Annotated in this window: 24 protein-coding genes, 1 tRNA gene and 2 pseudogenes; 10 read left to right on the forward strand and 17 right to left on the reverse strand. The window is 73.8% G+C overall.

What is annotated here, in order from left to right; genetic code table 11:
• The first annotated feature begins 14 nt into the window (after positions 1-14).
• A complete protein-coding gene (locus ACGF7U_RS27445) occupies positions 15-1,205 on the forward strand; it encodes an acyl-CoA dehydrogenase family protein (RefSeq protein ID WP_393111451.1) in 1,191 nt (396 codons plus the stop codon).
• Positions 1,206-1,223: 18 nt separating this feature from the next.
• On the opposite strand, the gene ACGF7U_RS27450 is transcribed toward ACGF7U_RS27445, so the two are convergent.
• Both ACGF7U_RS27450 and ACGF7U_RS27455 read right to left on the reverse strand, forming a co-directional pair.
• Positions 1,224-2,042 carry an alpha/beta fold hydrolase gene (locus ACGF7U_RS27450; protein ID WP_393111453.1) on the reverse strand — a complete coding sequence of 273 codons (819 nt, stop codon included), beginning with the start codon at positions 2,040-2,042 and terminating at the stop codon, positions 1,224-1,226.
• On the reverse strand, positions 2,039-2,623 hold the full coding sequence (locus ACGF7U_RS27455) for a TetR/AcrR family transcriptional regulator (RefSeq protein WP_393111455.1): 585 nt from the start codon (positions 2,621-2,623) through the stop codon (positions 2,039-2,041). Before ACGF7U_RS27455 ends, ACGF7U_RS27450 begins: the two co-directional genes overlap by 4 nt.
• A gap of 422 nt (positions 2,624-3,045) precedes the next feature.
• Here ACGF7U_RS27455 and rsgA point away from each other — a divergent pair, with 422 nt between their 5' ends.
• Both rsgA and ACGF7U_RS27465 read left to right on the forward strand, forming a co-directional pair.
• A complete protein-coding gene (gene rsgA, locus ACGF7U_RS27460) occupies positions 3,046-4,098 on the forward strand; it encodes a ribosome small subunit-dependent GTPase A (RefSeq protein WP_393111457.1) in 1,053 nt (350 codons plus the stop codon).
• Between the two features lie 107 nt (positions 4,099-4,205).
• A complete protein-coding gene (locus tag ACGF7U_RS27465) occupies positions 4,206-4,724 on the forward strand; it encodes a GNAT family N-acetyltransferase (protein ID WP_393111459.1) in 519 nt (172 codons plus the stop codon).
• 113 nt (positions 4,725-4,837) lie between these two features.
• Here the strand turns inward: ACGF7U_RS27465 and ACGF7U_RS27470 are convergent, their stop codons facing one another.
• The 3 genes from ACGF7U_RS27470 to ACGF7U_RS27480 form a co-directional block, all read right to left on the reverse strand.
• Positions 4,838-5,665 (reverse strand): alpha/beta hydrolase, encoded by an 828-nt coding sequence (locus ACGF7U_RS27470; protein ID WP_393111461.1) that lies wholly within the window; start codon positions 5,663-5,665, stop codon positions 4,838-4,840.
• A complete protein-coding gene (locus ACGF7U_RS27475; protein ID WP_393111463.1) occupies positions 5,662-6,645 on the reverse strand; it encodes an alpha/beta fold hydrolase in 984 nt (327 codons plus the stop codon). Before ACGF7U_RS27475 ends, ACGF7U_RS27470 begins: the two co-directional genes overlap by 4 nt.
• Positions 6,646-6,848: 203 nt before the next feature.
• Positions 6,849-7,304 (reverse strand): hypothetical protein, encoded by a 456-nt coding sequence (locus tag ACGF7U_RS27480; protein WP_393111465.1) that lies wholly within the window; start codon positions 7,302-7,304, stop codon positions 6,849-6,851.
• A gap of 115 nt (positions 7,305-7,419) precedes the next feature.
• On the opposite strand from ACGF7U_RS27480, the gene ACGF7U_RS27485 reads away from it, so the two are divergent.
• Positions 7,420-7,764 carry a hypothetical protein gene (locus ACGF7U_RS27485; protein ID WP_393111467.1) on the forward strand — a complete coding sequence of 115 codons (345 nt, stop codon included), beginning with the start codon at positions 7,420-7,422 and terminating at the stop codon, positions 7,762-7,764.
• On the opposite strand, the gene ACGF7U_RS27490 is transcribed toward ACGF7U_RS27485, so the two are convergent.
• The 7 genes from ACGF7U_RS27490 to ACGF7U_RS27520 form a co-directional block, all read right to left on the reverse strand.
• Positions 7,741-9,246, reverse strand: coding sequence for a protein kinase (locus ACGF7U_RS27490; RefSeq protein WP_393111469.1), 1,506 nt, complete (start codon positions 9,244-9,246; stop codon positions 7,741-7,743). The two genes, ACGF7U_RS27485 and ACGF7U_RS27490, sit on opposite strands and share 24 nt — an antisense overlap.
• A gap of 32 nt (positions 9,247-9,278) precedes the next feature.
• A complete protein-coding gene (locus ACGF7U_RS27495; protein ID WP_393111471.1) occupies positions 9,279-9,749 on the reverse strand; it encodes a hypothetical protein in 471 nt (156 codons plus the stop codon).
• A gap of 128 nt (positions 9,750-9,877) precedes the next feature.
• The gene (locus ACGF7U_RS27500) at positions 9,878-13,465 is read right to left on the reverse strand and encodes an adenylate/guanylate cyclase domain-containing protein (protein ID WP_393111473.1); all 3,588 of its coding nucleotides are present in this window, start codon (positions 13,463-13,465) and stop codon (positions 9,878-9,880) included.
• Complete coding sequence (locus ACGF7U_RS27505) at positions 13,462-14,289, reverse strand: MBL fold metallo-hydrolase (RefSeq protein WP_393111475.1); 828 nt, start codon at positions 14,287-14,289, stop codon at positions 13,462-13,464. Before ACGF7U_RS27505 ends, ACGF7U_RS27500 begins: the two co-directional genes overlap by 4 nt.
• Before the next feature lie 120 nt (positions 14,290-14,409).
• Entirely contained in the window at positions 14,410-14,871 is a 462-nt protein-coding gene (locus tag ACGF7U_RS27510; protein WP_393111477.1) for a RidA family protein, read from the reverse strand.
• A gap of 5 nt (positions 14,872-14,876) precedes the next feature.
• Positions 14,877-15,032, reverse strand: a complete 156-nt coding sequence (locus ACGF7U_RS27515; protein WP_013736319.1) for a DUF4177 domain-containing protein — start codon at positions 15,030-15,032, stop codon at positions 14,877-14,879.
• Positions 15,033-15,078: 46 nt separating this feature from the next.
• Positions 15,079-15,567, reverse strand: coding sequence for a hypothetical protein (locus ACGF7U_RS27520; protein ID WP_393111566.1), 489 nt, complete (start codon positions 15,565-15,567; stop codon positions 15,079-15,081).
• A 314-nt stretch (positions 15,568-15,881) separates the two neighbouring features.
• On the opposite strand from ACGF7U_RS27520, the gene ACGF7U_RS27525 reads away from it, so the two are divergent.
• Genes ACGF7U_RS27525 through ACGF7U_RS27535 form a run of 3 tightly spaced genes read left to right on the forward strand, consistent with a single transcriptional unit; the run spans position 15,882 to position 18,703 of the window.
• A complete protein-coding gene (locus tag ACGF7U_RS27525) occupies positions 15,882-16,493 on the forward strand; it encodes a hypothetical protein (protein WP_393111479.1) in 612 nt (203 codons plus the stop codon).
• A 26-nt stretch (positions 16,494-16,519) separates the two neighbouring features.
• Positions 16,520-17,497 (forward strand): ArsA-related P-loop ATPase, encoded by a 978-nt coding sequence (locus tag ACGF7U_RS27530; RefSeq protein ID WP_393111480.1) that lies wholly within the window; start codon positions 16,520-16,522, stop codon positions 17,495-17,497.
• Positions 17,498-17,551: 54 nt separating this feature from the next.
• On the forward strand, positions 17,552-18,703 hold the full coding sequence (locus ACGF7U_RS27535) for an ArsA family ATPase (RefSeq protein WP_393111482.1): 1,152 nt from the start codon (positions 17,552-17,554) through the stop codon (positions 18,701-18,703).
• Between the two features lie 7 nt (positions 18,704-18,710).
• On the opposite strand, the gene ACGF7U_RS27540 is transcribed toward ACGF7U_RS27535, so the two are convergent.
• Positions 18,711-19,031 carry a WhiB family transcriptional regulator gene (locus tag ACGF7U_RS27540; protein ID WP_319460489.1) on the reverse strand — a complete coding sequence of 107 codons (321 nt, stop codon included), beginning with the start codon at positions 19,029-19,031 and terminating at the stop codon, positions 18,711-18,713.
• A gap of 405 nt (positions 19,032-19,436) precedes the next feature.
• On the opposite strand from ACGF7U_RS27540, the gene ACGF7U_RS27545 reads away from it, so the two are divergent.
• The gene (locus ACGF7U_RS27545; RefSeq protein WP_393111485.1) at positions 19,437-21,881 is read left to right on the forward strand and encodes a penicillin-binding protein; all 2,445 of its coding nucleotides are present in this window, start codon (positions 19,437-19,439) and stop codon (positions 21,879-21,881) included.
• Positions 21,882-21,964: 83 nt separating this feature from the next.
• On the opposite strand, the gene ACGF7U_RS27550 is transcribed toward ACGF7U_RS27545, so the two are convergent.
• Positions 21,965-22,420, reverse strand: a complete 456-nt coding sequence (locus tag ACGF7U_RS27550; protein ID WP_393111487.1) for a GatB/YqeY domain-containing protein — start codon at positions 22,418-22,420, stop codon at positions 21,965-21,967.
• Positions 22,421-22,445: 25 nt separating this feature from the next.
• Here ACGF7U_RS27550 and ACGF7U_RS27555 point away from each other — a divergent pair, with 25 nt between their 5' ends.
• Together ACGF7U_RS27555 and ACGF7U_RS27560 are read left to right on the forward strand one after the other, a co-directional pair.
• Positions 22,446-23,339, forward strand: a complete 894-nt coding sequence (locus tag ACGF7U_RS27555) for a metallophosphoesterase (protein ID WP_393111489.1) — start codon at positions 22,446-22,448, stop codon at positions 23,337-23,339.
• A 253-nt stretch (positions 23,340-23,592) separates the two neighbouring features.
• Positions 23,593-23,666 (forward strand) — tRNA-Pro (locus ACGF7U_RS27560).
• 78 nt (positions 23,667-23,744) lie between these two features.
• Here the strand turns inward: ACGF7U_RS27560 and ACGF7U_RS27565 are convergent.
• From ACGF7U_RS27565 to ACGF7U_RS27575, 3 genes and pseudogenes are all read right to left on the reverse strand, one after another.
• Positions 23,745-24,963: pseudogene (locus ACGF7U_RS27565) on the reverse strand (tyrosine-type recombinase/integrase).
• Positions 24,963-25,160, reverse strand: coding sequence for an excisionase family DNA-binding protein (locus ACGF7U_RS27570; RefSeq protein ID WP_393111491.1), 198 nt, complete (start codon positions 25,158-25,160; stop codon positions 24,963-24,965). Before ACGF7U_RS27570 ends, ACGF7U_RS27565 begins: the two are co-directional and overlap by 1 nt.
• Positions 25,157-26,700: pseudogene (locus tag ACGF7U_RS27575) on the reverse strand (replication initiator). Before ACGF7U_RS27575 ends, ACGF7U_RS27570 begins: the two are co-directional and overlap by 4 nt.
• Between the last annotated feature and the right edge of the window lie 40 nt (positions 26,701-26,740).

Raw genomic sequence — 26,740 nt, forward strand, 5'->3', positions numbered from 1 at the left:
CTGGAGGCCCCGCGATGAACTTCGACCTCACCCCGGAACAGGACCAGCTCCGCGACGCGGTCCGCGCGCTGGGCCGGCGGTACGGCCACGACTACTTCGTCACCAAGGCCAAGGCCGGCGAGCACACCACCGAGCTGTGGAACGAGGCCGGCCGGCTGGGCTACCTGGGGGTCAACATCCCCACCGAGTACGGCGGCGGCGGGGGCGGCATCACCGAGTTGGCCATCGTCTGCGAGGAACTGGCGGCGGCCGGCTGCCCGCTGCTGCTGCTCGTGGTCTCCCCCGCCATCGCCGCCACCGTGATCACCAAGCACGGCACCGAGGAGCAGCGCAAGCGCTACCTGCCCGGCTTCGCCGACGGCTCACTGAAGGTGGTCTTCGCGATCACGGAGCCGGAGGCCGGGTCGAACTTCCACCGGCTGGGCACGGTGGCCCGCCGCGACGGCGACGACTGGCTGATCTCCGGGCGCAAGTGCTACATCTCCGGCGTCGACGAGGCGGCGTACGTGCTGGTCGTGGCGCGGGTCGCGGTCGAGGACGGCCAAGCCGGCGCGGGGGGTCAGGGTCCGCAGAAGCTGAAGCCGGCGCTGTTCGTCGTGCCGACCGACGCGCCGGGGCTGACCCGGTCAAAGCTGGACATGGAGATCGTGTCCCCGGAGAACCAGTTCCTGCTCTACCTCGACGACGTGCGGGTGCCCGCCGACGCGCTGGTCGGCGAGTCGCTGGACGCCGGCCTCCCGGCGCTCTTCGCCGGGCTCAACCCGGAGCGGATCACGGTCGCCGCGATGGGCGCCGGCACCGGCCGGTACGCCATCGCGCGGGCCTCGGAGTACACCGCCGCCCGCAGGGTCTGGGGCGGCCGGAGCATCGGCTCGCACCAGGGCGTCGCGCACCCGTTGGCGCACGCGGCCGTGCAGGTCGAGCTGGCTCGGCTGATGATCCACAAGGCGGCCACCCTCTACGACGCCGGCCGCGACCTGGAGGCCGGGGTGGCCGGCAACATGGCCAAGTACGCGGCCGGGGAGGCGGCGGCGCTGGCCGTCGACACCGCCGTCCAGGCGCACGGCGGGGCCGGGATGACCACCGAGTACGGAGTGGCGACGCTGCTCGGCGCGGTGCGCGCCGGCCGGATCGCCCCGGTCAGCCGGGAGATGATCCTCAATTTCGTCGCCCAGCACGTCCTCGGTCAGGACAAGTCGTACTGACCCTGGCATCGGGCCGGGCTACGCCGCGACCTCGGCGAGGAACTCGCGCAGCGCGTCAGCCACCAGGTCGGGGGCCGTCATCGTCGCGAAGTGCGACTGGCCCGGCCAGCTGACCCGGCGCGCCGCGGGAAGAGCCGCGGCCAGGGCATCCATCGTGGTGGGCATCGGCTCCCAGGTGTCGGCGCCCCGCATCAGCAGCGTCGGGACGGTGATCGACGACCAGCGGGCCGGGTCCGGGCTGTCGTCGGCCAGCGCCTCGAGGTCGTGCAGCCAGCCGATCGCCGAGCGCCGGGACTCGACCGGGTCGGGCCGTTGGTCGCCCGCCGCGGCCACGAACGCCGCGACGATCGGGGGCGGCACCCGGGTCACCTCGTTGAGCACCGCGAACATCTCGCCCGCGTCGTCCCGCGCGAAGGCCGCCTGGTAGCGGGCGAGCAGCGGCTCGATCGACTCACCGGCCGCGAACAGCGGCGGCTCGAAGACGGCCAGCGAGCGCAGCCGGCCCGGCTGGGCTGCCGCGGCGTGCAGCGCCAGCGTGGCGCCGTAGGAGCCGCCGACCAGGTGCACCGGCTGCCCCGCCGCCTCGATCACGGCCATCAGGTCGGCGACCTCGTCCTTGAACGACTTGCGGCTGGGCGGGACGTCGCTGGGGCCGTACCCGCGCCGGGCCGGCATCCACAGCTCGTACGACCCGGCGAGCCGCCCGGCGACCGGAGCCCAGGAGTGCAGGCCGCCGCCGGAGCCGTGCAGGAGGACCACGGGGTCGCCCACGCCCGCCCGCCGAACCACCAGCCGGGTGCCGTCCGCCGACCGGACTTCCTGGTCGTTGCTGTTCATGGCTGCTCTCCCTCGGTCGGGGGCCAGTTGTCGAGTGCCGTGTGGACGGCGTCGAGGACGCCGCGCCAGGACGCGTCGAGGTCGCGGGGATGCCCGAACCCCTCGGCCCGCTCGAGCGTCGCGAACCCGTGGAGCGTGCTGCGCACGAACCGGATCGCATCCGTCAGGGCGGGCTCCTCGAGCCCGTACCCGCGCAGCGTCGCGTAGCTCAGCTCGATCATGCGCAGGTGCCCGGCCGAGTTCCTGCCCACCTCGGGCGGGAGTGGGAGTTGGGTCGCGGCGTACTGGCCAGGGTGGGTCACGGCGAACGCCCGGTAGGCGTCGGCGAAGCCGATGAGTGCCTGGCGCCGGGAGCAGCCGGCCACCGCGAGCGCGAGACGGTCGGCGAACGCCGCCGCCGCCCGAACCGCGACCTGATGCAGCAGCGCCTCCCGGCTGCGGACGTGCCCGTAGATGCTGGCGTCGGCGACCCCGAAGTAACGGGCGACAGCGGCGACCGTGAGCCGCTCCAACCCCAGCGAGTCGGCGAGTTCGGCGGCGGCTGCCGAGACGCGCTCGGCGGTCAGACCCTGTCGCGGCACGGCAATCCTTGGGGGAGGCGCTTAAAACCTAGGAACCCTAGGATAACAGCCGACGCCCGACCGCGTCGGTGGCGACACCAGGTGGCCGCCGCACCGCGCCCCGGCCGCTCGCTCGGGTCGTCGAACCGCCCGGAAAGGCGTGCCGGCCGGCCGATCGGCCGTGGTAGCCTCGGCCCGACTTTGATGTGACACCGGATCGGTGGGAGAAAGGGGGGTGAGGTTGATGACCGCGAAGGCGGCTGCTGCCGCGTGCAGCGCCCGGACCAACCTCGCGTCCCGGGCCTCGGCCTGACCCAGCTGATTTCCCCGTTCGACGGGACGTTCGATCCCGACCGGGTTACGCCGGTGTCTGTCGGGGCCCCTCTTCCGAAGGGTCTCTTCCGTTGTCATCGTCATCTTCCGCGCCGATCCCGTCCTCGAACGTGCTGCGTTCGTACGGCTGGGACGACGCGTACGAACACGCTTTCGCCGAGCACCGGGCCGCCGGCCTGCGGCCCGCCCGCGTCGTGCTGGTCGACCGCGGCCAGGCCACGGTGGTCACCGCCACCGGCCCGGTGCGCGCCACCTGGTCGGCACACGCCGGCCCGGCACCGTCCCTGGTCCCGTGCACCGGGGACTGGGCCGCCGTCACCACCGCCGCGCAGCCGGAGTTGGCCGCGTTGCTGCCCCGCCGGACCGCCATCGTGCGGTCCACGGCGTCGCGGACCTCCCGCCCACAGGTCCTGGCCGCGAACGTCGACACGGTCGTCATCGCGGAATCCGTCGCCACCCCCATTCCCGCCGGCCGGATCGAGCGCATGCTCGCGCTCGCCTGGGACAGCGGGGCGCTCCCGGTCGTCGTCCTGACCAAAGCCGACCTCGCCGAGCGCGACCCCACCGAGGTACGCGAGGAGGTCGCCGCACTGGCGCTCGGTGTCGACGTCCTGGTCACGAGCGTCGCCACGGGCGAGGGCCTGGACACCCTCGCCGCGACGCTGACCGGGACGATCGTGCTGCTCGGGCCCTCCGGCGCCGGCAAGTCCTCGCTCGGCAACGCCCTGCTCGGCGCCGACCTGCTGGCCACCGGAGCGGTCCGCGCCGGTGACGGCAAGGGCCGGCACACCACCGTCCACCGCGAACTGCTTCCACTGCCGAACGGCGGCGTGCTCATCGACACCCCCGGCCTGCGCGCGGTTGGCCTGCACGACACCGAAGACGGCATCCAGCAGGTCTTCGCCGAGATCGAGGAACTCGCCCGCGACTGCCGGTTCACCGACTGCCGGCACGCGAGCGAACCCGGTTGTGCGGTACGTGCGGCCATCGATGCGGGCACCCTGTCGCCGCGTCGGCTGGACAGCTACCGCAGACTCCAGCGCGAATCCGCCTGGGCGGCCTCGCGGGATGACGCACGACTGCGCGCGGAACGGGAGAACCACCGCAAGGCGGTCACCCGCCACCTCCGCGCGACCTACAGCTTCCGGGAGCAGCAGTCGTGACCGCCCGGCACACCGGGTCGACCCCGCCGAACGCCTCGACCGGGCACGTCCCGCCCCCCGTCACCGAATCGCCGTCAACTCACCTCCACGAGGAGTCGTCCCCCGCCATGACCACCCGCAGCTGGCACACCCGACCGGAAGCCGGACCGGACGACCGCGCCGCGATCCGCCGGATCAACCTGTCCGCGTTCCCCGGCCCGCTCGAGGCCGATCTGGTCGACGCGCTGCGCGAGGACCGGCAGGCGTGGCTGCCGTGGTCCTCGTGGCTCGCCGAGGACCCCGACGGCACCCCCGCCGGTTTCGCCCTGCTGACTCGATGCCACGTGGACGACGTACCGGCCCTGGCCCTCGGCCCGTGCGCGGTGCTGCCCGAACAGCAGCGAACGGGCGCCGGATCGGCGGCGATTCGCGCCGCTCTCGACGCCGCCCGGGCGGCGGGCGAGCACCTCGTCCTCGTCCTCGGCCACGCGCCCTACTACCCCCGGTTCGGCTTCACGCCCGCCTCCGGGTACGGCATCCGGCCGCCGTTCGACGTGCCGGACGAGAACATGATGGCGCTGGTGCTCGACCCCGGTCGCCCTGTCCCGCGCGGAACCATCCGCTACGCGGCGGCCTTCGGCGTCTGATCCGCACCACCGTGTCAGGTGCGGGGTGGGCCAACCGCTCCGCACCTGACCCGGCCGGGTCGGCACGGGCCGGGGTACGGCGGACGCCCGATCGTCCGCCGCACCCCGGGTTCTCAGCGGACGGTCAGCGAGCCGACCGCCGGCAGCGGCGCGACCACCGGCGGGAGCCGCTTCGGCTCACCCCGGCCCGGCGCGCCCTCGGCCGCGAGGGCGCCCTTCGACGACTCCGCCCGTCGGGTGGCCGCCGGCTTTTCCGGCAGCTCGGCGAACGGCTGGATGTCGCCGGTGCAGACCGTGCCGTTCGCCGGCAGCGCGCCCCGGATCAGGTACGCGTCGACCGCCCCGGTCACGCAGGCCGAGGTCCCGTACGCGGTGTGCCCCCAGCTGTCGCTGCTCAGCAGGCGGCTGTTCGGCAGCAGCCTGGCCGCGCCCACCGCGCCCTGGTAGTTGGTCGACGGGTCCCAGTAGTTGCCGACCACCAGCACCGGGGCGGCGGTACGCCGGTTGAACGGGCCCGGGTAGGCGTCCTCGTCGCGCACCGTCCACGTCTGCCGGGCACAGGGCGAGGTGCCCCAGGTCCAGAGCCGGCCGAAGTACGGGTCGCGCTTGTCGGCCTGCGCCGCCAGCGCCGGGAACGAGGCGGCGTCCGCCGGGTGGTTCGCGTCGGTGCAGTCCACCCCGAGGAAGGTCTCCAGCCCGTTGTTGTACGGGAAGTCGTAGCGGCGGGCCTGCTCGCGGGCCTTGGCGGCGAGCCGGGCCACGCCGGCGCGCGCCCGCTGGCGGGCGGCCGTGCCCGACGCCGGGTCGGTGAGCACGAGCAGTTCGGCGGTGAGGCCGACGAGCTGGTCGTAGCCGAAGGGGCTGTAGAGCGCGCCCAGGGTCGCGGAGACGAAGTCGGCGTAGGTGACCCGGACCGAGCCGAGGTCCGGATCCTCGATCACCACCGGCTTGGCCGCAGCCGCTTCGCCACCAGCTCGAACGACGCGAGGGGGTCCCCCTCGGCCAGCGGGCAGACCTCGGCGCCCGCCTTGTCGCAACGCACGAGGATCTCCCGCAGCGCCTTGTACGCTCCCTGGGCGCTGCGCAGCCGGTCCTCCTGGGACAGCGAGCGCGTCTTGCCCCGGCCGACCCACGCGTCCGCGTTGAGTACCCCGTCGATCGCCAGGGCACGGACCCGGTCCGGGAACATGTTGGCGTAGTACTGGCCGAGCGCGCTGCCGTAGCTGAACCCGAGGAAGGTGAGCTTCGGGTCGCCGACGGCGCGGCGCAGCACGTCCATGTCGCGGGCGACCTCGGCGGTCGACATCGCGCCGGTGAGCGGCCGGCCCGTGGTGGAGCAGCCCTTGCCGACGGCCTGCGAGGAGGCGACGTACGCCTTCTCCTCGGCCTTCGTCCACGGGAACGCCACGTTGAGCCCGGCGTACGCCCGGGTCTGTTCCTTGACCGACGGGAAGCACTTGACCTGCTGGCTCGCGCCGACGCCGCGCGGATCCACACCGACGATGTCGAACCGGTCGAGCACCTCGTCACCGAGGAAGTACGGCGCGGCGAGCGCGACGTCGGTGCCGGAGCCGCCGGGGCCGCCCGGGTTCAGGAAGAGGCTGCCGATCCTCCGCTGCTGGTCGCGGGCCTTCACCCGCAGCACGGCGATCTCGGTCGTCGGGCCGTTCGGCTTGTCGTAGTCCAGCGGGAGCTGGACGGTGGCGCACTCGGCGTAGTCGTAGCAGGCGTACCAGTCGAGGTCGGGCGTGGGCACCCGGTCGACCCGGCGTGCCTCCTCCGGGCTGGTCCGGTCGGACGTGACCGGGCGACCCCAGCCGGCCAGGGTCGGTGTGGCGGCGGCAGCGGGCGCGACCGCCGATCCGGCGAGAATGACGCCGGCGATTCCCGCGGCGGCGAGGGACCGGGTTCGTCGTGGCATGTGGACCCTTCCGGTGGGCGACAGGACGGTCGGGGCGCAGCCCGACCCTTCGTCACTCTAGGGATCGCGGGCAATGAATACCGCCCGGCAGAGCGCCACATATCCGACAACCCGCCGCCCGGTGTAACGAATTTCCGATGCCTGACGCTGCTGATGCCCTGTCGCGGCGCCGGCGGCGGGCCCCGCCCGCTCCGACGGCCCGGCTACCCGAGGCCGGCCATCCAGGCGGGCGCCGACGCGTCCACGCCGTCCGGCGCGTAGTCGTCCACCACCCGCCAGCCGTCGGCTCCGCGCCGGAGCAGCAGGAAGCCGACGACCTCGCTGGCCGGGGCGCCCACGCCGTAGACCTCGCCGCCGTCCACGGTGGCCATCTTGATCGCGCAGACCGCGTCCGGGTCGGGTTTCGCCCGCTCGCAAGGCCCGACGTAGCGTGCCCCCGAGGCGTCCGCGAGGTGGCGGGCCACCGCCTGGTCGACGCTGGCGAAGCCGCCTCCGCCCGGGGACGAGGCGCCGACCGCGGACGGCGACGCCACGGGCGCGGACGTGGTCGCCACGGGCGGCGCGGGCGTGGTCGCCGCCTCCGTCGGGCCGTCCGACCCGCAGGCGGTCAGCGCGCCCGACACCAGCACCGCGGCGACGAGCCGGGTAGACCGGGACACCGGCGCTCCTCTCCTCACACGACTCTCCTCACACGACACGATCTCCGCAGAAGATCATCGCACCAGCGGCGGCGTCCCCGGTTGACAGCGGCCCCGGCGTGGACATGCTGGACGGGTGAGGTTTCCCAGGCCCGACGCGCGGACGAAGGCGGTCGTCGCGGCGCTGCTGGCGGTCTCGCTGCTGGTGACACTGGTCGTCCGGGGCCGCCAGGACTTCCTCGGCGTGGTCCTGGCACTGCTCTGCGTCCCGATGGTGATGATCGCGGCGGTGTCGGTGGCGGCCGCCCGGCAGGAGGACGGCCGGCGACCGGCGGCCACGCCGGCCGCCCCGGGGCAGCCGACGGACGGCCTGTACGGCATCGACGCCGACACGTTGGAGACGCTGGACCCCCGGGACGCGGTCCGCGTGATGCGGGAGCGCCACCGGGGGCGCGGGTCAGCGACCGGTGAGGGTGGGTGACGCGAGCGCGTCCAGCCCGCGCCCGGCCAGGCAGCGGTACGTCCGGTCGGCGTCGCCGCCGGCCGGGGGCAGCACCTCCAGGTTCCAGCCGTCGGCGTAGCTCATCCCGCTGGTGAGCCGGAAGGTGGTCTCGTTGCAGACGCGGCGTACCGCCGGGGCCTCGCTGACCCGGGTGTGGTCGGCGCCGACCAGGGTGTCGGGGAGCCGGCCCTCGGCGTAGCTCTCCCACGTGTGCTCGCCGTCGCAGGGCACCCGGGCAGCCCTGGCCCGAGCGCCGCGCACCTCCATCGGCCCGAAGCACTCCAGCTCGTCGGCGCAGCCCGCGCCGTCGGGCAGCCCGGCGGTCACGGCGCAGGCGGGCAGCACCCCGCTCGTCGCGGCCACGTCGGCCGTCGGGGACGGCGCCGGGGTGGCCGCCGCGCCGGCGAGCCAGGCGCCCGCGCTGGCCGAGGCGGCCAGCGCGACCATCCCGGCGCCGCCGAGGAACCAACGTCGCCGGCGCGGCCGGTCGGCGGTGGGCACCGTCGGGTGCATGTCCTCCACGGGCGGTCGCGGGGTGGGGCGGGCCGTGCGGCCGGCGTACGGGCCGGAGGCGGCGGGACCGCCGCTGACCGGGGAGCCCGACACCGGTGCGCCGCTGACCGGCGAGCCGGGCGGGTCGAGCGGCAGGCCGGCCAGCAGGTCGCGCAGCTCGACGGCCGACGGGCGCTCCCCCGGGTCGTTGGACATCCCGACCCGGAGCACGTCGATCAGCTCGTCCGGCACGCCGGGCAGGCCGGGGACCGGCTGGTGGAACATCTCCAGCACCGTCACCAGGCTGGGATTGCGCTCGGACTGCCAGCGGGGCGGCCGCCCGTGCATCACCGCGTAGAGGGTCGCGCAGAGGGCGTACACGTCGACGGCGGGCGACGGCGGGCTGTGGTTGAACATCTCCGGCGGCGCGTACGCCGGGGTGAGCACCTCCAGGGCGACCGAGGCGTCGCGCATCTCGGCCACCACGGCCAGCCCGAAATCGGCCAGCACCGCCGAGTTGAAGTGCGAGTAGAGGATGTTGGCCGGCTTGACGTCGCGGTGCAGCACGCCGGCCGCGTGCGAGTGGGCGATCGCGTCGGCGATCTTGACGCCGAGGTCGCGGGCCTCGGCCGGCCCGAGCGGCGACGTCCGCATCCGCTCCGCGTACGAGCCGTCGCAGAGTTCCATGATCAGGTAGGGGTGCTGGTCGACCGTGACCCCGACGTCGAAGAGGTCCACCACGTGCGGGTGGGACGACATCCTCCCGGCGGCCCGCGCCTCGCGCAGGAACCGGGCCTGGTCCCGCTCGCTGTCGAGGATGCGGTTCTCCACCTTTACCGCGACCTCGCGCCCCACCGAGATCTGGGTCGCCTTGTAGATGGTCGCGTAACCACCCCGGGCAAACACGTTCAAATCAGTCAGACCGGGCACGATGGGCAACGGCAGGGCGCCGGGCGGGGTCTCGGTCACAGTTCTAGAAAATACCCAACCGGACCGGCTGCTCAGTGAACCGCATCGGGGGCCGGGGCGGCACCAGCGGAAAGAACGCTCCCACCCTCGCCGGGCGCCCGGCCCGCGCGCCGGTCGTCCCACCAGAGCCCGACGGCGGTCGCCACCGCGCCGAGGCCCTCCCAGGCGGCCACCCCGAGGAACCGGCCGGGCGCGACGTCACCCAGCACCGCGATGCCGAAGACGGTGAACGTGACCAGCCGGAACAGCACCGTGAAGCGGTAGAACGGGCGCCACTCCGTCGCGGCGGCGAGCAGGTAGTAGACGCCCATGTTGAACGAGGCCATCGAGGACGCCGTCAGGAAGGTGCCGGTGTGGTCGCCGGGCGCGCGGGTTGCCGGCACCTCGAAGCCGAGCAGGCGCAGCAGCGCCTCCGGCCAGAGCAGCCCGACCGCGCCCATGAGCAGGGCCAGCACGCCGAAGACCGCGATCGTCCATCCCGCGGCCGAACGCGGCAACCTCATCCCGGACCCTCCCCAGACCCGGACGGTCGACAACGGACCGCCCCTCGGATCTGACACGCTATCGGCCACCCCCGACACGCCGCATCACCGGAACCGTCAGTACCTCGCCCGGGCCGGGCGCCCGGCGGTCAGCCGGTGGCGAGGCGGGCGCGGAGGGCGTCGGCGGCGGCGCGCTCGCTGCGCTGCTCGGTGGCGTACGCCAGGCGCACCGCCTCCTCCGCGCTGGCCAGCGCCTCCACCGGCCGGCCGCACTCGGCCAGCGCCTCGGCGAGCACCATCGCCCCGACCACCTGGCTGCGCACGTCCTCCGCCGGGGCCGCGACCGCCCGCCGGGCCCAGTCCAGCGCCTGCTCGCGCTGGCCGTGGGCGAGCAGCGCCCCGGCGTACCGGGCCATCGTCTGGCGGCGGGAGAAGAGCAGCGAGGGCACGGTGGCGGCGGCGGTGGCCACCGGGGCCAGCAGCCCGACCGCGGTGGCGGAGTCGCCCGCGGCCAACCGGGCGGTGGCCAGCAGCACCCGGGGCCCGACCTGGGCGGGCGCCTGCGGGTTGTGCGGCTCGACGGTGGTCAGCACCGAGCGGGCGGCCCGTTCGGCCGTGTCGTAGTCGCCCATGTCCAGCGCCACGAACCCGCGCAGCGTGCCGGCCATCCCGGTGAGCAGCGGGTGCGACGTCCGCTCGGCGTGCCACAGCGCGTCGGTGAGCAGGTCGGCGGCGTGTTCCGGCTCGCCCAGCCCGCGCGCCACCACCCCCCGGACGACCAGCGCGAAGCCCTGACCCCAGTCGTCGGAGGCGGCGGCGAAGTCCCGGTACGCCCGGCGGGCCCCCCGGTCCGCCTCGCCCAGCTCGCCCAGTTCGGCGGTGGCGTACGCCTCCACCGCGCGCAGCGTGCCCACCGCCCACGCCTCGCCGACCCGCTCGCCGAACGGCAGGAACACCCGCGCCATCCGGCACGCCTCCCGCAGCCGGCCGGCCAGCAGCCGGGCGAACGCGGTGGTGCCGCGCAGCCACGCCCGCCCGTACGGGTCCTTCAGCTCGGCGAAGAGCCGGGCGGCCCGGCCGAGCACCGCGTCGGTGCCGGCGAAGTCGCCCCGGGTGGTGGTGACCCAGGCGAGGTTCTGCAACGACCACGCCTGCCCCCGGCGGTCCTGCGCCTGGAGGCTGACCTGGTACGAGGCGGCGAGCCGGCTGCTCGCCTGCCCCAGCCGCCCGGCGACGAAGTCGGCCATGCCGAGGCGGCGCATCGCCGAGGCGCGCAGGGTCGGCAGGCCGCCCTCGGTGGCCACCTGCGACGCCTCCTGCCAGCACGCCACCGCCCGCGCCTGGTCGCCCATGGTCTGGTGGGCCTGCCCGGCGAGCAGCAGCGCGCTGGCCCGGACGGCCGACTCGTCGCCGGCGTTGGCCGCGATCTTCTCGGCGGAGGCGAGCGCGTCGGCGGGACGGCCGATCTGGAGCAGCGCCCGGGCGTGCACCACCCGGTCGGCCGCCGGCACGCCGTCGCGGGCCAGCTCGGCGGCGCGTTCGGCGTACTCCACGGCCAGCGCCGGCTCGCCCGCCTGCAGCGACCGGCGGGCGGCCCCGCCGAGCGCGTCGACGCCCAGCGGGACGACGGCGCGCGCCGGCGCGTCCGGCCGCAGCCCGACCGCGTCGGCCAGCGCGGCGGCCCGCTCCACGTGCTGGGCCACGAAGACGTCCCGGGCCGCCTCGGTGAAGCCGCCCGGCGCGCCCGCACCGACCGGTGGGTCGGTCGCGGCCCAGCGGGCCAGCGCCGCGTGCCGCTCGGCCAGCTCGGCCTTGCTCACCCCGGCGTACGCGGCCTCCCGCATCAGCGGGGTGGCCAAGGCGTACCCGGTGCGGGTGCGGTGCAGCATCCGGCGTTGCAGCAGCTCCTCGACGGCCCGCTCCAGCTCGACGGCGACCACCGCCGCCGGGCGGCCGTCGTGGCCGGCCCGCTGCTCGCGCAGCGCCTCCAGCGCCCCGGCCGGCACGGTGTCGCCGACCACGGCCGCGTCCCGCAGCACCGAACGGGCGTCGACGGGCAGCGCGTCGATGCGCGCGGCGAGCACCGCCGCCAGGTCCCGGGAGAGCAGGCGGCTGCCGAGCGAGCCGGGCGCCAGCCGCCAGCCGCCCGGGTTGGGGGCGGTCCGGTCGGCGACGGCCGTCAGCGCGCCCCGCTCCATCAGCAGGGTGACCAGCTCGGCCAGGTAGAACGGGTTGCCCTGGGCGGTGGCGAGCAGCCGGTCGGTGTCGGCCTGCGGCAGCTTGCCCCCGCCGAGATAGCTGGTGAGCAGCCGGGCCGCGTCGGCGCCGCGCAGCGGCGGCAGCGCGTGCACCTCGGCGTCCGCCACCCGGGTCAGCGCCCCGGCGGTGCGCACCAGCTCGGGGCGGCCGAGCAGCAGCACCAGCACCGGGCCGGTGAGCCGGGACAGGGTGACCCCGAGCGCCCGGATGGTCTCGGCGGTCGCGTCGTGCAGGTCGTCGACGACGACCGCCAGGGGCGCCTCCGCGGCGAGGGCGCTGAGCAGGTCCGCGACCGCGTTCGGCACGGCGTCGGCGTCGGCGGGCTGCTGGGCGGTGCTCCACTCGGCCTGGTCGGTCGGGCCGCCGGGCAGTTCGGCGTAGCCGAGCAGGGCCAGCAACTGCTCGGTCGCGACCGGGGACGGGTCGACGCCCGAGCGGCCGAGCCGCTGGCTGAGCCGGCGCAGCCGCTCCTCGACGGCCGGGCGGGTGAGCGCGGTGGCGGCGTCGTTGGGCAGGCCGACCGCCGCCCGGACCAGGTCGGCCAGGGGCGCGAGCCGGCGCCGCTCGCCGAACGCGGCGCAGCGCACCGACAGCACCCGGGCGCCGGTGTGCGCGGCGTACCGGCCGGCGCCCACGTCGTAGCCGGCGGCGAGGCGTTCCACCTCGGCGGCGAACCGGGACTTGCCCAGCCCGGCCTCGGCGGTCATCAGCAGCACCCGGGGTTCGCCCCGGTCGATCACCTCGGCCAACCGACCGGCGACCCGGCCGATCTCCGTCTCCCGGCCGACGAAGGGGGCCTCGTCGCCGAGGCCGGACCGGGTGCCCGGCGCGTCCAGGAGACCGAGCAGCTCGTATGCCTCGACCGGCTCGCGTTTGCCCTTGAGCCGCAGCGGTCGCAGCGCGCGCCAGGAGGCGACGTGCCGGGTGGCGGCGGAGGTCCGCGCCCCGGCGTAGACCGCGCCGACGGCGGCGGCGTCGGCCAGCCGGGCGGCGGTGTTCACGGTGTCGCCGATGACCGTGTACTCGATCGCGGCCTGGATGCCGGCGATGACGTCGCCGGTGTTCAACCCCACCCGCAGGCCGAGCGGCGCGCCGCCGCCCCGCTCGTCGTCGAGCACCCGGCGGACCGCCCGCTGCATGGACAGCGCGGCGCGGACCGCCCGCTCGGCGTCGTCCTCGTGCGCCACCGGCGCGCCGAAGACCGCCATGATCCCGTCGCCGGTGAGCTTGTCGACGTGACCGCCGAAGGTCTTGACCGCGCCGGCCAGGGCGGCCAGCACCCGGTCGGTGACCGCGCCGACCCGCTCCGGGTCGAGGTCCTCCGACCAGGAGGTGAAGTCCGACAGGTCGCCGAAGAGCACGGTGACCACCCGGCGCTCGGCCGCCGGCAGCGTCGCGGCGGCCGGCAGCGCGGCCCCGCAGTTGTGGCAGAACCGCGCGCCGGGAACGGCTACGGTTCCGCACACCGGGCAGGTCACGCTTGCTCCAACCCCGCGGCACCTCCGCCGGATTCCCGCCCGAGGTATTCCAGTTGGGCCCGCACCGACCACTCGGCCGCCCACCACAGCGACCGGTCGACGTCCGCGTAGACCCTCGCGACGACCTCGGCCGCGGTGCCGGCGCCCTCGGCGACCGCCGCCCGGACCTGCTCGAGCCGGGCCCGGCGGTGGGCGAGGTAGAACTCCGCGGCGGCGGCGCAGTCGGCCAGCGCCGGGCCGTGCCCCGGCAGCGCCGGAATCCCCCGGTACGTCGAGAGCAGCTCCAGGCTGGCCAGGTAGTCACCGAGGTGCCCGTCGGGGTGGGCGACCACGGTGGTGCCCCGACCCAGGATGGTGTCGCCGGTCAGCACGACCCGCTCGTCGCCGTGCTCGACGAGGAAGCAGACCGAGTCGCCGGTGTGCCCGGAGGTCGGCACGAGCCGGATGCTGAGGCCGTGGCCGTCGAGGCCGTCCCCGGGGATGGTCAGCGGCTCCCCGGCGAGGGTGTGCGCCGGGTCGGCCGCGCGCACGGGCACCCCGTCGAGCAGGTCGTGCAGGCGGCGGGAGCCGTCGGTGTGGTCCGGGTGGCCGTGGGTGATCAGCACCAGCCCGATCGGCCCCCGCGCGGCGATCGCCGCCAGGTGCTCCTCGTCGGCCGGGCCGGGGTCGACGACGACCGCGTGCTCCTGGCCGGGGGCGCGCAGCAGCCAGGTGTTGGTGCCGTCGAGCGTCATCGGGCCGGGGTTCGGGGCACGCAGCAGCGTCACCCAGCCCGGCAGCTCGTCGGCGAGCGCCGCCGCCGGCGCGGTGAAGTGCCCGGTCATGGCTGCGATCGTACGGCCCCCGCCGCCGCTCCCCGCGATCTTGCAGGTTCCGCCCGTGATACGTCCCGCTTCGCGGCTTTCGCCGGGCGGTCAGTGCAAGATCGCGGGGGCGGGCACGGGTCAGGCGACCTCGACGATGACGTCGACCTCGACGGGCGCGTCGAGGGGGAGTTCGGCGACGCCGACGGCGCTGCGCGCGTGGCGGCCGGCCTCACCGAAGACCGCGCCGAACAGGTCGGAGGCGCCGTTGATCACGCCGGGCACGGCGGTGAAGCCGGGGGCGGCGGCGACGAAGCCCGTCACCTTGACGACCTTGACGACGTTCTCCAGGCCGACCAGCGAGTCGATCGCGGCCAGGGCGTTGAGCGCGCACCGCTGGGCCAGGTCCTTGGCCTGCTCGGCGGAGACGCCGGCGCCGACCTTGCCGGTGGCGAGCAGCTTCCCCTCGGCCATCGGCAACTGCCCGGAGACGTAGACGTGCTGCCCCGACTGGACGGCCGGCACGTAGCTGGCCACTGGCGGGACCACCTCGGGCAGCGCGTGCCCGAGTTCGGCGAGCTTGGCGTGGGGACCGTTGGTCATGCCGCTCACGCCTTCGGCCGCTTGAGGTACGCGACGAGCTGCTCCGGGTTCGGGCCGGGAACCACGGAGACGAGTTCCCACCCGTCCTCGCCCCAGTTGTCGAGGATCTGCTTGGTCGCGTGGACCAGCAGCGGGACCGTGGCGTATTCCCACTTCTGCATCGGTGGAGGGCTCCCTTGGATGGAGTACGGCTCTTCGACGCACAGCCTACGGTCCGGCGGACGGTCGGGGCGCGGGACGCTGCTCCGGGGCGGTGGGCAGCTCCCCGCAGGGACCGCCGTGCTCGTACGGCTGCGGACAGCGGGACCGGTCCGGCAGCAGCAGGTCGCAGAAGACCCGGTGCCGGTTGTTCTGGTCGTCGGCGGTGGAGACGGTCGTCTCGCCGGCGTCCAGTTCGGGCAGGAAGCTCAGTGACGTGGCCACCGTGCCGGCCAGCGCGGTGGCCGCCGCCAGGTCGGCCACCCGGATCGGCAGGTGGATGACGTACCCGGGCTCCTCCTCGTCCCGGCCGCGCACGCCGGGCCGGCCGGCCGCGCGGAGCACCTCGACGGGTTCGGCGAACCGCCGGTACGACCGCTCGTTGATCGGCAGGCCGCCCGCCCCGCCCTCGGCGTCACCGGCCGAACCGGCCCCGGCCCGCCGCGCCCGGTCGCCCGCCGGGAACTGGCCTCGGGGGATGTTGTCCACGTCGCGCATGCCCTGCCTCCGGCCGTCGTACCTGGTCACGTCATCGCGTCGCGGGTCCGGCCACTCCGCCCGACCCCGTCCCCCCGCGCCGCTGCGAACGTAGGACCGGAGCGACAGTCCCGCCAACAGGACGCGCACGGCCGGTCACGCCGAGTCACATATGCGACACATGCCCCGCGCGGGACCGGACCGCACCCGCCGCCCCACCGAACCCACCGATCGACCGCTACCCTTCCGGTCGGACGGGCGCTCGCCGGCTCGCCGCCAGCTCGATCACGCTCGTCGCCACGGGAGGCGGCGGCGTCGCACCCCCGGGGGAAGAGATGACCCAACCGCCCAGCGGTGGCCCCGTCGGCTCGCCGGCCGGTCGACCGGACGTCCCGGCCGCTCCCGGCGCCGCCGCCGTCCCGCCCGGCCCGGCCGCCGCCCCGGGCCCGTCGATCCCGCCGCCCCCGGCCGGGTACCCGCCCCACCCGCCACCCGCCGCGCCGAAGAAGAGGCGCGGCGTGCTGATCGCCTCCATCGCCCTGGCCGTGATCCTGCTGCTCTGCGCCGCCGGCGGCGTCGTCACCTTCCTGACGCTGCGCAACGCCGAGAGCGGGGAGGGCGCCAAGGAGCCGGCGGTCGCGGTGGACGAGTTCCTCACCGCCGTCTACCAGGAGCGCGACGCGGACAAGGCCGCCGCCCTGGTCTGCTCGTCGTCCCGCGACGAGAAGCAGATCGCCGCCAAGGTGGCCGAGGTCGAGAAGTACGTCTCGGCCCACCAGAACCCGCGGTTCCGGTGGAGCAGCCCCAAGGTGGACAACCAGACCGGCGACCGCGCCACGGTCACCACCAGGGTCACCATGACCACCGCCGACGAGAAGGTCGCCGACCAGGACCTGCGGTTCACGGTGGTGAAGAAGACGGGTTGGTGGGTCTGCGAGGTCGCCTGAGACCGTCCGCTGGATAGGCTCGACGGGTGCGAGCAGCAGAGCGGGCGGCCGGCCCGGCCGGTACGGAGTGGCCGGCCCGCCTCCACGTCGTGACCGGCAAGGGCGGCACCGGCAAGACCAGCGTCGCGGCGGCCCTGGCCCTGGCGCTGGCCGCCGGCGGCCGCCGCACGCTGCTGGTCGAGGTCGAGGGACGGCAGGGCATCGCCCAGCTCTTCGGCACCGACCCGCTGCCCTACGAGGAGCGGCACCTGACCGACGCGCCGGGCGGCGGCGAGGTGCGGGCCCTGGCGGTGGACGCCGAGGAGGCCCTCCTCGAATACCTGGACATGTTCTACAAGCTCGGCGCGGCCGGCCGGGCACTGCGCAAGCTCGGGGCGATCGACTTCGCCACCACCATCGCCCCGGGCCTGCGGGACGTCCTGCTCACCGGCAAGGTGAAGGAGGCCACCACCCGCACGGCCGACCAGCGGCGCGCGTACGACGCCGTGGTGCTCGACGCCCCGCCGACCGGGCGGATCGGCCGTTTCCTCAACGTCACGGCCGAGACGGCGCGGTTGGCCAAGGTGGGCCCGATCAAGACCCAGAGCGAGGGGGTCGCCGCGTTGCTGCGCTCCCCGATCACCGCCGTGCACGTGGTCACCCTGCTCGAGGAGATGCCGGTCCAGGAGACGGTCGACGCGATCGCGGAGCTGACGACGTTCGGCTTCCCGGTGGGTCGGGTGATCGTCAACGGCACCCGGCCGCCGCTGCCCGCGGGTCACGCGGTGAGCCCGGCCGAGCTGGAGCGGGGGCTGCGCGCCGCCGGGCTGCCGGCGGACCGGGACACCGTCGCCGGGCTGGCCGCGGAGGCGCGCGACCAGGCGATCCGCCGCGAGCTGGAGGATTCGCTCCGCGCCGAGCTGGTGGAGCTGGGGCTGCCGCTGACCGAGCTGCCGCTGCTGCCCGACGGGGTGGACCGCGCCGGGCTGGACCGGCTCGCCGAGGCCCTCGTCCGGGCGGATTGACTCACACCTGCCGCCGGCACGGGCGCGCCGACCGACCCGGCCCGATACGCTCGATTGGTGCCTTCCGAAGACGCGGCGCCGCAGCTGGACGTCGACCAGATCCTCGCCGATCCGGGCGTGCGGATCGTGGTCTGCTGCGGGGCGGGCGGGGTGGGGAAGACGACCACGGCCGCCGCGCTCGCGCTGCGGGCCGCGGAGCAGCACGGCCGGCGCACGGTGGTGCTCACCATCGACCCGGCCCGCCGGCTGGCGCAGTCGCTCGGGCTGACCGAGCTGGACAACACCCCCCGGCAGGTCAAGGGGATCGACGTCGAGGCCAGCGGCGGTGAGCTGCACGCCATGATGCTGGACATGAAGCGCACCTTCGACGACGTGGTGCTCCAGCACACCGATCGCGCGAAGGCGGACGAGATCTTCGCCAACCCCTTCTACCAGGCCATGAGCTCGACCTTCGCCGGCACGCAGGAATACATGGCGATGGAGAAGCTGGGGCAGTTGCACGCCCGGGGCGAGTGGGACCTGATCGTGGTGGACACCCCGCCGTCCCGCTCCGCGCTGGACTTCCTGGACGCCCCGGCCCGCCTCTCCCGCTTCCTCGACGGGCGGATGCTGCGGCTGCTGCTGGCCCCGGCGCGCACCGGCGGCCGGAGCATGTTCAGCCTGGTCACCGCCTCGTTCGGGATGTTCTCCAAGGTCGTGCAGAAGGTGCTCGGCGCCCAGTTGCTGACGGACCTCTCCGGCTTCGTCGCCGCGCTCGACTCGATGTTCGGCGGGTTCCGGCAGCGCGCGGAGCAGACGTACCGCATCCTCCAGGCGCGGGAGACGGCGTTCCTGCTGGTCGCGGCGCCGGAGGCGGACGCGGTCCGGGAGGCCGCCTACTTCGCGGGTCGACTGCGCGAGGAGAAGATGCCGTTGGCGGGCCTGGTGCTCAACCGGGTGCACCGCCCGGCGGTGCCGGGCCTCGACGCGGCGGAGAGCCTGGCCGCCGCGGAGCGGCTGGCCGCCCTCGGTGGGCACGAGCGCACCGTCGACGTGCTGCGGGCCCACGCCGCCCTGGCCCAGCAGGCGCTCCGCGAGCGGCGGGTCGCGGCCCGGTTCACGGAGGCGTTCCCGGCGGTGCCGGCGGTGTCGGTGACGGCGCAGCCCGCCGACGTGCACGACGTCGACGGGCTGCGGACGATCGGCGCGGCGATCAGCCGGCCGTGACGGCTGCTCAGCCGGCGGCGGTGACCAGGATCTTGTCCTTGCCCGCCTTGTCCTTGGCGTTCTTCTTCATCGCGGCCTCGAACATCTTGCGCCAGCTCGTCACCTGGGGGTGACGGCGCAGCAGCGCGCGGCGTTCGCGTTCGGTCATGCCACCCCACACTCCGAACTCGATCCGGTTGTCCAGCGCGTCGGCCAGGCACTCGTACCGGACTGGGCAGCTCCGGCAGATCCGCTTGGCCACGTTCTGTTCGGCGCCCTGTACGAACAACGCGTCCGGGTCCCCGTTCTGACACGCCGCCAGCGACGGCCAGTCAGTGATCATGCCCATCTGTACTCGTCCCCCCTTGCAGTACCTACCGACCCCGTCGCGGACCAGCCGGCAATTCCCCCCGGTCGCCCGGCGCGCCTTCCCCAAGGCGGCACGGACGACATGTGGCTCTGTCGCCGCCCCCATCATGCTCTGTAGTCACCCGATTACGCAACGTTGTCGGCGAAATCCATCATTCCGGACACTCCCGGCTTCCCGGGCTTCGCGACCGCCGGTTACCCCGCCGGAGTCCGTGAAAACGCTGCGGGCCCCCTCGGGAAGGAGAGAGACTCGACGCCGGATTCACGCAACCACGCACCGGGGGTCGTGCGTTTAGCACAACGAGGTCGGCGCGCGCAGGAAATGGGGAAAGAACGCCCCAGCGCCCCTCGTTCCCTACTCGCGTACCCTGTCGAGGTGACCTGGATGCGGAAACGTGACCACAATGTGCTGACCAACGCCGCATCGCTGCTCATATGTGGCCTGTTGGCCGGCGTGGTGGTCGCGGCGGCGGCCTTCCCCGCGGTGGCGATGTCTGGCCTCGCCGCGAAGGCCGGCGCCGAGACCTTCGGCGCGCTGCCCAAGGAGCTGACCGTGGCGCGCGCGCCGCAGATCAGCTACCTGTACGCCTCGGACGGCAAGACCCCGCTGGCGACCATGTACGACGAGAACCGTCGGGACGTGAAGCTGGCCGATGTCGCGCCGGTGATGCAGAAGGCGATCATCGCGGCCGAGGACCACGACTTCTACAAGCACAACGGCGTGGACCTCAACGGCATCGCCCGGGCCTTCGTCAACAACCAGTCCAACGCGTCCTCGCAGCAGGGCGCCTCGACGCTGACCATGCAGTACGTCCGGCTGGCCATCGCGTACTCGGCGAGCCACCCGGCCGACGTGGTCGCGGCCACCGAGGACACCAGCGCCCGCAAGCTGCGCGAGATGCGCTACGCCCTCCAGATCGACAAGGAGCTCTCCAAGGACGAGATCCTGGAGCGTTACCTGAACATCGCCGCGTTCGGCAACGGCGCGTACGGCATCTACGCCGCCAGCCAGGTCTACTTCAACAAGCCGCCGAGCAAGCTGAAGCTCGAGGAAGCGGCCATGCTCGCCGGCATGGTCAAGGCGCCGAGCACCAACGACCCGACCACCAAGAGCGGCTACACGGCGGCCGTCGCCCGGCGCGACTACGTCATCGACAACATGGTCGAGATCGGCGCGATCACCCAGCAGGAGGCGGACGCGGCCAAGGCCGTCAAGCTCAAGGTCACCGGCAAGCGTGCGCCCAACGGCTGCGTCTCGACCAACGAAAAGCGCTGGGGCTTCTTCTGCGACTACTTCTACCGCTGGTGGATGCAGCAGGAGACGTTCGGCTCGACCTCGTACGACCGGGAGCGGCGGCTGAAGAGCGGCGGCTACGTCATCACCACCACGCTCGACCCCCAGGCCCAGCGGGGCGCCGACGATGCCGTCCGCAGGGCCAAGAAGGAGACCGCCAAGGAAGCCGCCATGGTGGCGGTGGTCGAGCCGGGCACCGGCCGGGTCCGGGCGCTGGCGGTGAACCGCACCTTCAAGCTGGACGACCCGAAGAAGCCGGCCAACAAGCAGCACAGCGACCCGAAGCAGCGCAGGAAGGGCAAGCTCGGTAACTACCCGAACACCGTGAACCCGCTGCTCACCGGCGGCGACGGCATCACCGGCTACCAGGCCGGCTCGACCTTCAAGATCTTCACCATCGTGGCGGCGCTGGAGAAGGGCATCCCGCTCGGCTACACGTTCAACTCGCCAGCGCAGTTCAAGTCGGAATACATCATCGACAGCAGCAGCCCGGCGGCGTGCCCCGGCACCCACTTCTACTGCCCCACGAACTCGAACAAGAAGGCCGGCGGCGTGCAGACCATGTGGAGCGCCTTCGCCCAGTCGACCAACACGTACTTCGTGCCGTTGCAGCAGAAGGTCGGCGCGGAGAACGTGGTGGACGTGGCCAAGCGGCTCGGCATCCAGTTCCGGCAGACCGAGGACGCGAAGTTCGCCGGCAGCAAGGAGGCCGCGCACCAGTGGGGCGCCTTCACCCTCGGCGTCTCGCAGACCACCCCGCTGGAACTGGCCAACGCGTACGCCACCCTCGCCGCCGACGGCAAGTACTGCGAGCCCATCCCGGTGCAGGAGATCAAGGACCCGGAGGGCAAGAAGCTCGACATCGCCAACCCGCGCTGCGAGAAGCGGGTCAGCACCGAGGTGGCCCGCGCCGCCGTCGACGCGGCACGCTGCCCGGTCGGTGACAACTCCTCCACCAGCAGGTGCGGCGGCAGCCGTACGGCCCCCAGCGTCAAGGGAATCGTCGACGCACCGGTGGCCGGCAAGTCCGGCACCACCGACTCGGAGAAGACCGCCTCGCTGGTCGCGATGACGAGGCAGTACGCCGTGGCCGGCATCATGGCCGACCCGGACTGGCCGCAGACCAACGTCAAGATGAAGCACAACCAGAAGGACGGCATCAACCCGCCGGTCTACGAGACGCTGCGCGACGCCATGAAGGGCAAGAAGCGGATCAACTTCGAGCCCCCGGGCCAGAAGATCCGCGAGGGCGACCAGCGCCGTATCCCGGACGTGAAGTGCCTGGACGTGGAGCAGGCGAAGTCCCGGATCGAGGCGGAGGGCTTCGACGCGGTCGTCTCCGACATCAAGGTCCCGTCGACCTGCGCCCCCGGCAAGGCCGCGGGCACCAGCCCCGACGGCCGCACCATCAAGGGCGGCGTGGTGACCATCCAGATCAGCGCCGGTGGGGGCACCACCCCGGGCAGCACCACGCCGGGCGGCACCGGCGGCCCGCCGACCAACCCGGGCCGCCCGCCGAACCGCCCCGGCGGCTGATCGGGCCGGACGACGACAACGGGCGGGCACTCCCTCGCGGGGGTGCCCGCCCGTTTCGCGTACCCGGGTCGGCGCGCCGGGTTTCAGAGACCGAGCTGCCGGCGTACCTCGGCGGCGACCCGACCGCCCTCGGCCTGGCCGGCCACCGCGGCCTGGGCCGCCTTCATGGCCGGGCCCATCTGCGCCTTGCCGGTGAAGCCGCCCGCGGCGAGCGCCCCCGCGACCAGCTCGCTCAGCTCTGAGTCGGAGAGCTGCTTCGGCAGGTAGCGCTCCAGCACCTCACCCTCGGCGGTCTCCTTCGCGGCCTGCTCGGTGCGGCCGGCGTCGGCGAAGGCGGTCGCGGCCTCCCGGCGCTTCTTCGCCTCCTTGGTCAGCACCGCGAGCACCTCGTCGTCGGTGAGCTCGCGCTTGGCCTTGCCGGCGACCTCGGCGGTGCCGACGGCGGCGAGCGCCATCCGCAGCGTGGAGGTGGTCAGCTCGTCGCGCGCCTTGAGAGCGGCGCGCATGTCGGCGGTGAGACGGTCCTTCAGCGTGCTCATGGACGGTGAAACTACCCTGAACGCCATGCGAAAGCGCACACTATTCCGGCTCGCGACCGGGACCGCCGCCCTCGGCGCGGCGACCCTGGCCTACGCGTCGCTCGTCGAGCGCAACATGTTCACCCTGCGGCGGTACGACGTGCCGGTGCTGCCGGCCGACGCCGAGCCGCTGCGCGTCCTGCACCTGTCCGACCTGCACATGACGCCCGACCAGGGGCGCAAGCAGCGCTGGGTGGCGTCGCTGGCCGCGCTCGACCCCGACCTGGTGGTGGTCACCGGGGACAACATGGCGCACCCCGGCGCCGTGCCCGGCGTGCTGCGCGCCCTCCAGCCGCTGCTCGACTACCCGGGGGCCTTCGTCTTCGGCTCCAACGACTACACCGGCCCGGTCTGGAAGAACCCGTTCACCTACTTCCTGCCCGACCGGGAGTACACGGAGGGTGTCGAGCTGCCGCACGAGGAACTGCGCGACGTCCTCACCGGCGCGGGCTGGGTCGACCTGAACAACGCCCGCACCACCGTCAAGGCCGGCGGCCGGGCGGTCGAGCTGCTCGGGGTTGACGACCCGCACATCGAACGGGACGACTACGAGTCCGTCGCCGGGCCGGTGTCGCCCGTGGCGGACCTGTCGATCGCGCTCACCCACTCCCCCGAGCCGGCGGTGCTCGACCGGATGGCCGCCGACGGCTTCGGGCTGCTGCTCGCCGGGCACACCCACGGCGGCCAGGTCTGCGTGCCGGGTGTCGGGGCGCTGGTCACGAACTGCGGCCTGCCCCGCTCGATGGCGCGCGGCCTGCACCGCTGGCCCGGCTCCGACTCCTGGCTGCACGTCTCCGCCGGTCTCGGCACCCACCCGACCGCGCCGGTCCGGTTCGCCTGCCCGCCGGAGGCGAGCGTGCTCACCCTGATCCCCCGCTGACCGCCCGCGCGGCACAACGCACCACCCGCCACACCGAGCCCCCTGCCCCACCGCCCCGCACCCGCCCGACCCTGCGAACCCCAAGATCCGCGCAACTTCGGGGATGTAGTGGCCTCCCCGCTCCGGGAGCCGGCAACATCCGGGAAGTTGCGCGGATCTTGCCGGCATCGGGCCTACCCCACCGGGGCGCGTGGTGGTGGGGGTACCGAGTTGGACCACCGAACCGGGTGGGCTACTATTTGTCGGCACGCCTCGGGGTGTGGCGCAGCTTGGTAGCGCGCTTCGTTCGGGACGAAGAGGTCGTCGGTTCGAATCCGGCCACCCCGACCGAGGTCAGGGGCTACTCTCCATCGATGAGAGTGGCCCCTGATGCATTCGTACAGCAGTCGAGTACAGCAGCGGCGGTCACCGCAGGCTCTCCCCCAGGCGCTTGAGGGCATCGCGGGTGGCATCCGAGGACGCCTGTGAGTAGATCTCCATCGTCACCGACACCTCCGCGTGCCGGAGCACCTGCATGATGACGCGCGGGTGCACGTCCAGGTCGACGAGCAGGGTCGCGCAGGTACGCCGGGCGTCGTGCACGGTGATCTTCCGGATCCCGGCGCGGACACAGCGGGCGTCCCAGGAGCGGTTGAAGTTGCGCGGCTCGACCGGCGTTCCGTAGCGGGTGGTGAACAGCAGCCGGGAGCCCTGCCAGGCGATGCCCGCCTGATCGCGGTCGTTCTTCTTCGCCGTGTGGCGGAGGTCGAGCGCCGTCGCGCAGATGTCCGGCAGCGGGAGCGTGGCGTCCGAGGTCTGCGTCTTGGTCTCGCGGTGGAGCAGTTGGCCGCCGACCCGCTGCAACTGCCAGCCGATCGACAGCTCCCCGGCCGCCAGGTCGACGGCGTCTTCGGTGAGGCCGAGCACCTCGCCCTTGCGCAGGCCGAGCACCAGGATCAGCACATACGCGGCGTACAGCGGATCGCGGTCGGCCCGCGCGGACTCCAGGAAGCGACGCGCCTCGTCGCTGGTCCACGCCCTGCCCCTACGGCGGCGGACCGGTGGGAGTTTGACCAGGGCGGCGGCGTTGCGGGTGACCAGTTCCTCGGTGGCGGCGTGGTTGAGCGCCGAGCGCAGCACGCCCCGGATGTCCTTGACGGTGCGGGCGGACGGCGTGTCACCGCAGCACCGGCCGAGCGCGCAGCATCGCCGTCTCAGTTCCGGGCGGCGGGCGTCCTTGCCCTGGGCGCAGCACTGGCAGGTGCGGGCCACCTCGTTGATCCACGTCTGCACGTCGCGCACCTGAAGCCGGTCGAGCCGCTTCCCCCCCGAGACCGGGGATCACGTACAGCCGAAGGATCGTCTCGTACGTCGCGCAGGTCAGCGGCGCGAGGTTGGGGCGCACGACCTCCCGGTGCCAGTAGGTCAGGTAGTCACCGAGGGCCGGAACCCGGGTGGCGACCGGCCCTGCTTTGGCCTGCTGGTGCAGCTTGATCCACTTGTCGTGGACGACCTCGCGGGTCTGTCCGTAGACGTACTTGCGGGTGCGTTTGCCGTCGGGCTTGGTGACCCAGACGTACGCGGCGAAGCCGTTGCGGTACGGGAAGATCGAGCCTTCGCCGTTGGCGCGGGTGCGTCCGGGCATCAGGCCGCCTCCTGCCGCTCGACTTGCTCGCGGATGTAGTCGTCGACCCACTCGGGGAGGACGCGGCGGTACTTGCCGTCCTTGATCGAGCGCAGCTCGCCGGTGGCGATCTTCATCTTGACCTTCGACAGGCCGAAGCCGAGCAGGACGGCGACCTCGGCGGGCGAGTACCAGCGCGGGGTGAGTTCTCGGCTCATGCGGCGGCCCCGGTCAGCCACGCTTCGTGGGCGAGTTCTTCCCGGCCGACGCGTTGGCGTTCGCGGTGTTGGGCGGCGGCGGTGTTGGCGAGCAGGGCGTCTCCGTTGGTGAGCCAGCCGGAGCCGATGAAGGTCAGGGCGCCGACGGTGATGGTGTCGGGGGTGTCGTCTTCGGCGCGGCGGTAGGTGGCGCGGGTGTCGCGGAGCAGGCCGAAGGTGATCGAGTAGCGGCGGGCCTTGGTGAGGAAGTGGCCGCCGTAGCCGAGCATGTGCGCCCAGCGGCGCAGCCCGGCGTAGGGGTTCGGTTTGCTGTCAAGGTCGCCTTGACGCCCGCCGGTCGGGGTGGCGGTGTTGCTGCTCCGGGTGTGGGTGGGGCGGCCGAGTCGCCAGCAGGCGTAGATGAGGCGGGCGAGGTGGTCGCCTTCGGGGTCGGCGTAGGCGTCGACGGTGTCGGGGGTAAGTCGGGTGGAGCAGTGGCCGGTGGCCTCGGTGGACTTGGTGGCGTACTTGGCCAGGTAGGCGGCCACCTTCCCGTCGGTCACGTCCCCGTCGCCGGGGCCGATGCGGCGTACGTCGACCTGCTCGCCCCAGGCGACCGGCCAGCCCTTCGGCCGGTCGGGATGGGCGGGGGTGGTGACGGTGATCTGTCGGGCGGCGGCGTGGACGGCGGCGTCGAGGTCGTCGGCGGTGATGCCGGCCGGCGGCGGGACCAGGGCGTGTCGGTCGTGGGGGTCGACGCCGTCGAGGCGGAGCAGGACGTGGAAGTGCACCGCGCCCCGGCGTTGCATCTCGGCGACCTTCCCGTGTGACACCCGCACCGGCGGCACCTGGCGCACCCTGCCGGTGTCGGTGACGACCTGGACGTGGGCGATGCCGCGTCGGCGGCACAGGGCGGTGAGGTGGCGTTCGATGGCCTGCTTGGTGCGCCGCCACAGCTCGCCGGAGAAGGCGTTCCAGACGACCTGGTGGTCGTGGTCGTAGCAGTCCAGGCACAGCGGCCGACCGAGCCGCAGATCATCGGCGTCGTGGCGGGCGAAGCAGGCCGCGGGCTGCCCGTGCGGGCAGGTGTTGGCGGTGCGGCGGGCGTGGCAGGGTGCCGGGCGACAGTCGCAACGCCGACGGTCGGCGCAGGTGTGCCGGGGAATGTGCCGGTGGTGCACCGCCCCGAAGGACGGCGCGGTGAAGGTGGCGAAGACGACCGGGTGGCGGGCGACAGTGGTGGGGACGGTCTTGCCACCGGTCAGGCCGCAGCGGACGACCTGGAAGGCGTCGCCGGCGTAGACCCAGGCGCAGTCTGGGCACTGGGCGGCACGCCGGTTGCCGCACGCCTTGTACAGCGTCCGGTCAGGCAACTCGTCGGTGTGCCGCTCCCCGACGATCCGGCCGGTGCGGGGTTCGACGGCGGTGAGGGTGCCGGTCAGGCGGATCGGTCGGGTGCATCCGGCGGGGCGGCGCGGGTGTGCTCCAGCCAGCCGAAGTAGTCCGGCGTGGCGGCGCGGTACAGGGCCTGGGCGTCACGCCCGGCGGCGATGGTGGGCAGGGTGGACACGGATTCTCCTCAAGGCGGGTGGCAGGGACGG

Source organism: Micromonospora sp. NPDC047670, from assembly GCF_043204915.1.
Taxonomy (GTDB): Bacteria; Actinomycetota; Actinomycetes; order Mycobacteriales; family Micromonosporaceae; genus Micromonospora.